The organism is Massilia sp. CCM 8734 (genome assembly GCF_011682155.1).
Taxonomy (GTDB): Bacteria; Pseudomonadota; Gammaproteobacteria; order Burkholderiales; family Burkholderiaceae_D; genus Telluria_A; species Telluria_A rubra.
The window spans coordinates 1-2,510 of record NZ_WHJI01000104.1; the positions used below are offsets into that span (position 1 = coordinate 1).

The following is a 2,510-nucleotide window of genomic DNA, read 5'->3' on the forward strand; positions in this document are numbered from 1 at the left end:
GGTACGCCTGCGACATCGTCCCGCTAAAGTCAATCGCCTCAGCCAGTGCGGCATTCTCATCCTTCACTGATGCCAAGTGCTCATAGCGCTGCGCTTCCAGATCGGCAAGGGCCATCTTCCCCAGCCCGATCTGTTTGTTGTGGTCCTGCTGCGCCAAGGCGTCGGCACGCATCTGTGCGGTGACCTTACTTAGGCTCTCAGCCGCATCAGCGTTTGCGGAAGACGACTTCTCCGCCCAGCTCGCATCGGCGGCACGTGACTCAATCATCGCCTCCTCTGCGGCGCGCGCAGCGATACCGGCGCGCGCACTTTGTATCGAGGCTGCCGACAAATTGTTCTTGCCCGTCGAAATTGCAGCATCGAGTTTAATGGTCAGTTTTTGCGATTCGGACAGCTTGTCGTAACCGTCGAGTTCGAGCTTGTTGGCTTCGCCCTTCTCCGCGATCGACGTCATAAGAGCCTGGTAGGCGGTGGCCTCTGCTTTTATCGCGGCCGCGCTGCCTTTGTCAGCGTATTTGGCGCGGACGAGCTTTTCCATTTCGGGCGGAATCGTGCCGAATTGTTTTCGCAGGCCTTCGAGCTCCGCCGCAAGCTTCTGCGCAGCAGTGCCGTTCTGACCATACCAATCTGCAAGCTTCGCATCGCGCCCTCGGTTCGCGGCGTGGGTGACCTCGTCTTGCCGCTCGCTCACACGCCTTAATGCGAGCTCATATTCGTGAAGAACCGTGACTTCGTCCAGGTATCGCATCGACTGGCTCACGCCGGCCCACTTCCCAGTTCCAGCACGAACGGCCTCTAGATCAGCCTTGGCACGCGCCAGCCCGTCCTTATCGGCGTCGCTCAGATCATTCAAGCCTTTAAGGCGCGGCTCCGTGTCCTGCAGGCGGTTGCGCTCTTTCAGTTTTTCAATCTGTTTGTCGAGGCGCGCGATCATTTCAATCGTCGTTTCGTCAGTAGACTGCAGGGCTTTGTCGTTGGCCTCAGCGGTTCGATTACTCCAGAACGTCCATGCCGTAGCGCCGACGCCAAGTGCGATTGCAATGGCTGCGAGTGGATTGGCAAACGCCCATACAGCAAGTGCCATAGCGCGCGCAGCAATCGTAGCGCCGATCATCGTAGCTGTCAGGCGGCCGGTTGCCGCAGTTGCAACCGTTGTTGACACCACAAGCGCCGCCTCAACGCCAACCTGCGCTCGGCCCAGTGCGGCAAGTTCAATCATTGCGACCGATCGCGATTGAAGTGCGAGAGTCTTCGCGGCATCCGAAGCGGCAGAATTGATTACCGCGTTAGCCGCGACCACCGTTGCCATAGTCTCTGCTCGCAGCGTCGCGATCATCGCGAGACGGGCCTCAAGATTGCCAACTTGCGCGTATGTACTCGCCACTGTTGCTTGTGCTGACGCGACCAGGCTGGCTCGCTCCGCTGCCATGGCGGTCACGGAGGCGTACGTCTTTGCAATTATTGCGTCGAGAAAAGTGGCCACCTTCACGGCAAGCAGTGCTGCCATTGCTACGCCAATAAGCGCCAAATTCTCAGATAACGACCGAATGGCGCCAGTTAGGGCCGCTACCGCGCCGCTGGCGTTTGACTGTATGCCGACAAACTCCATCATGTTGTTCTTGAGGACCGTGAAGGCCCCCGAAATCGTCTGAACTTCCTTTGCCTCCTCACGCAGCCGAACAAGTGCATTGGGCAATGTGTCGGCCATAATTTTGGACGTGATGGCGCCTTCTTCCGCCATCTTCTTGAGCGCTCCAACTGGCACGCCAATGCCGTCCGCCAAGGCAAGCATAAGGCGCGGCGCAGCCTCGTTCACAGCGTTAAATTCCTCGCCGCGCAGCGTTCCGGACGCGAATGCTTGGGAAAGCTGCAACTGCGCTGATGCGGCCTCGGATGCGGTAGCGCCAGAGACCAGCAGCGACAAGTTAACTGTTTCTGTGATCGCCGCCACCTGTTTCTGTGCGGTGCCAAGCTCGCGCGTTCCGTTGGCAATCCTGGCATACAGCACCCCGGTTTCTTGCAGTCCTTGCTGCGATCCGGCCGCAATTCGCTTGACGTCGGCGTAGGCTAGCCCGTACTCGCGTGCGGAGAGCGAGGCTAGCTTAAGCTGTGCCGTGAACTTGGCGTATGCGTCCGACATCTGCACAAGCTGCGACAGGCCCACGCCGGCGGCGATACCGGCCAGCGCGGCCTTCGCCATGTCAGCGGCACGGCTGATGCTGGTCGTGGCATCGCCAACCACACGGCGCGCGCTATCCATATCGCGCTGCAACCGGGCGATATCTGCCCTCAGCCTGATTTCCATATCGCCGATGATCATGCTTTTCCTTAAATTCTGTGTCAAAGAAAAGGCCAGCGCGAGGCTGGCCTAATCGAGGAACGTTCTAATTCGCTGTCGGTTTTCAGCGCGCAGTGCTTGCGCGTACCCGGCCTCTGCTTGGCTGAATGGAGGCTTGCAGTCGCGCTTGGTCGCGCGGTGCGATTCACCGAAATACTCGCGCGACAGCCTG

1 protein-coding gene is annotated in these 2,510 nt (G+C 59.3%); it reads right to left on the reverse strand.

Annotated elements, in window-relative coordinates:
* A partial coding sequence (locus F2P46_RS35500; protein WP_166899189.1) for a tape measure protein occupies positions 1–2,320 on the reverse strand: 2,320 nt, incomplete at its 3' end.
* Positions 2,321–2,510 lie beyond the last annotated feature (190 nt).